Consider the following 3,065-nt stretch of genomic DNA (forward strand, 5'->3'; position numbering starts at 1 on the left):
TCGCCCGCCGCGGCGCGCAGCGCGCGCAGCGCCGCCGCCGAGGCTTCGTCGTCGAGCGGGCAGCGGTTGAGGATCAGGCCCGGGCGGAAGCGCGGCCCCGCCTCTCCGGCGTCGCTGCGGATCGCGTCCATGTCCCGCACGAGGTCGTCGAGCGTGTTGTAGACGCGCGGCGAGCGGAGCGGCGTCCCCGCGCCGCGCCGCGTCGCGCGGCGCGAACGGGCCAGCCGCAGGTAGGCGCCGCCCGCGGCCAGCGCCGCCGGGTCGGTCGTCGAGACGAGGTACTGCGCGTCGCCGGCGAGGAACAGGTCGAGCGCCTGATGGGCGGTCGAGGCGGGAAGGTCGACGACGACGAACTCGGCCGGCAGCTGCCGCAGCTCGGAGACGAGGCGGTCCACGTCCGACCCGCGGAGCGAGGCCGGGCGGATCGTCTCCGGCGCGCCGGGCACGAGGAACAGCCGGCCGCCGAGGTCGGCGGAGATCATCAGCTCGGCCATCGAGAGCGCCTCGCCGCGCAGCAGTTCGAGGACCGAGCGCTGCGGGCGCAGCTGGCCGAGAAGCAGGTGCTGCTCCGCGTTCTGGAAGTCGAGGTCCACGAGGCAGGTGCGGGCGCCGCGATGGGCCAGGGCGACGGCGAGATTGGCGGCCGCGAACGACCGTCCAACACCGGCGACGCCCGAACCGATCGTGACGACGCGCATCGCGCCCTCCCGAGGTTCTTATTGGCGCGGCGGGGCCGGACTTTAGCCGCCGAGGCGACAAATCGTGGTGCGGCGCGTCACTCGAGGAACATCGGCAGGCCGATGACCGCGTCCAGTTTCGGCCGGTACTGCGGGACGTCGTAGTAGCGCCCGACGTCCACCCGCCGCACCCCCTCGCCGACGATCGAGATCGGCTTGGTCGCGTAGCGTCCGCCCTCGATCGCCACGAGCCGCCCCGTCTCGCCCCGCGCGACGAGGTCGGCGGCGATCCGCCCGAAGTTGATCGCGACGAGCCGGTCGAGCGAGTCGGGCGGGCCGGAGCGCATCAGGTAGGCGAGGTTCTGGTAGACGACGCCGTCGCCGGTCTTGTTCTTGACGTAGTCGCCGAAGAGGAGCCCCACGCCGCCCAGCTTGCGGTGGCCGAAAGCGTCCGGATCGCCCCATTCCAAAGGCGCGCCGCCGGCGAGCGACGCCCCTTCGGAGACGGTGACGACGGCGTAGCCGGAATGGCTGTCCCGCCGGTCGCGCTGCAGCAGGTCGAGCGCGCGCTCGGGATCGAACGGCACCTCGCTGATCAGCACGCGGTCGGCGGCGGAGAGCAGGCCGACCATCAGCGACGTCTCGCCCGAGTTGCGCCCGAACAGCTCGACGATCAGGTACCGCTCGTGCGAGCCGGCGGGGCTGCGCAGGTCGGCGACCATGTTCACCGAGCGGCTGACGGCGGTGGAAAAGCCGACGCAGTAGTCGGTGCCGAAGACGTCGTTGTCCATCGTCTTCGGAATGCCGACGACCGGAACCCCCTCCTCCGCCAGACGCTTGGCGAAGGAGAGCGTGTCGTCGCCGCCGATCGCGACGAGCGCCTCGAGGTGCAGCCCCTCGATCGCGCGGATCGCCTCCGCCGTCAGGTCCACGAGCCCGGCCTCGTTCGGCGGCGGCGCGGCGGCGAGCAGGTGCGCGGGGACCTCGCGCCGCGGCACGGCGGCGGGGTTGGTGCGCGAGGTGTGGAGGATCGTCCCGCCGGTGCGGTCGATCGTGCGCGTGCGGCTCTTGGTCAGCCGCACCGCCCACTCCGCCTCCGGCTCGGGGCTGTCCGGCCCGGCGTGCAGCAGCGCCGACCAGCCGCGCCGCAGCCCCCACACTTCCCAGCCCGCGTCCTCGAGGACCCAGGCGAGCGTCTTGATCGCCACGTTGAGGCCGGGGACGTCGCCGCCGCCGGTGAGCACGCCCATCTTCCGCGCCATCGATGCACCGAAAACGGGGCGGCCCCTCGCCGGAGCCGCCCCGCGGGAAAGGTCGGGCCCGTGGCCCCTGGTCACTCCGCGAGGCGGAGCGTCAGGTCCACCACGCGGTTGGAGTAGCCCCACTCGTTGTCGTACCAGGCGAGGCAGCGCAGCTCGCGCGGCCCGAGCATCTGCGTCGAGGGGGCGTCGAAGATCGAGGAGTGCGGGTTGCCGATGATGTCGGAGGAAACGAGCGGATCCTCGCTGTACTGCAGCACGCGCCGCAGCGGGCCGTCGGCGGCCTCCTTCATGCGGCGGTTGACCTCGTCGGCCGTCGTCTCGCGCCCGAGGCGGACGACGAGGTCGACGATCGAGCCGTCCGGCACCGGCACGCGCATCGCCATCCCGTCGAGCTTTCCCTTGAGGTGCGGCAGCACCTTGCCCACGGCGCGCGCGGCGCCGGTGGTCGTCGGGATGATGTTCTGCGTCGCGGCGCGGGCGCGGCGGAAGTCCTTGTGCGGGACGTCGGCGAGGCGCTGGTCGTTGGTGTAGGCGTGGACCGTCGTCATGAAGCCGCGCTCGATCCCGAAGGCGTCGTCGAGCACCTTGGCCACCGGCGCGAGGCAGTTCGTCGTGCAGGAGGCGTTGGAGACGATCTTCGGCCCGGCGGCGAGGACGTCGTCGTTGACGCCGAGGACGACGATCGCGTCCACGTCGTCCTTCGGCGGCACGGTGAGGATGACCTTCTTCGCCCCCGCGGCGAGATGCTTCTCGAGGTTGGCGCGGTCGCGGAAGACGCCGGTCGATTCGACGACGATGTCGGCGCCGACGTCGGCCCACGGCAGCCGCGCGGGATCCTTCTCCGCCGTGAGGCGGATCGGCTTCATCCCCTCGATCTTGAGGGCGCGCTCCTCGTGGTCCACGCGCCGCTGGAACGGCCCCATCACGGTGTCGAAGCGCAGCAGGTAGGCGAGCTGCTCGGCGCGGTAGAGGTCGTTGATCGCGACGACCTCGACGTCGTCGCGGCGGCTCATGATGCGGAAGACGGCCCGGCCGATCCGGCCGAAGCCGTTGATGCCGACCCTGACGCTCATCGTCCCTCCTCCGCCGAATCGCCGTCCAGCTCGTCGAAGCGCCGCAGCAGGTC

The 3,065-nt window shown here is 72.4% G+C and carries 3 protein-coding genes; all 3 read right to left on the minus strand.

Going from position 1 to position 3,065, the window contains the following annotated elements:
• Positions 1-698 (minus strand): P-loop NTPase (locus tag LLG88_10545; GenBank protein MCE5247338.1); only part of this gene is annotated, 698 nt, incomplete at its 3' end.
• Positions 699-775: 77 nt separating this feature from the next.
• Positions 776-1,939, minus strand: coding sequence for a 6-phosphofructokinase (locus tag LLG88_10550; protein ID MCE5247339.1), 1,164 nt, complete (start codon positions 1,937-1,939; stop codon positions 776-778).
• A gap of 71 nt (positions 1,940-2,010) precedes the next feature.
• On the minus strand, positions 2,011-3,012 hold the full coding sequence (gene gap, locus LLG88_10555) for a type I glyceraldehyde-3-phosphate dehydrogenase (protein ID MCE5247340.1): 1,002 nt from the start codon (positions 3,010-3,012) through the stop codon (positions 2,011-2,013).
• Between the last annotated feature and the right edge of the window lie 53 nt (positions 3,013-3,065).

This window comes from bacterium, from assembly GCA_021372775.1.
GTDB lineage: Bacteria > Acidobacteriota > Polarisedimenticolia > J045 > J045 > JAJFTU01.

Bases quoted from the DNA above. Each gene is read 5' to 3' on its own strand.
- gap (MCE5247340.1), bottom strand. From the start codon at position 3,012: ATGAGCGTCAGGGTCGGCATCAACGGCTTCGGCCGGATCGGCCGGGCC.
- LLG88_10550 (MCE5247339.1), bottom strand. From the start codon at position 1,939: ATGGCGCGGAAGATGGGCGTGCTCACCGGCGGCGGCGACGTCCCCGGC.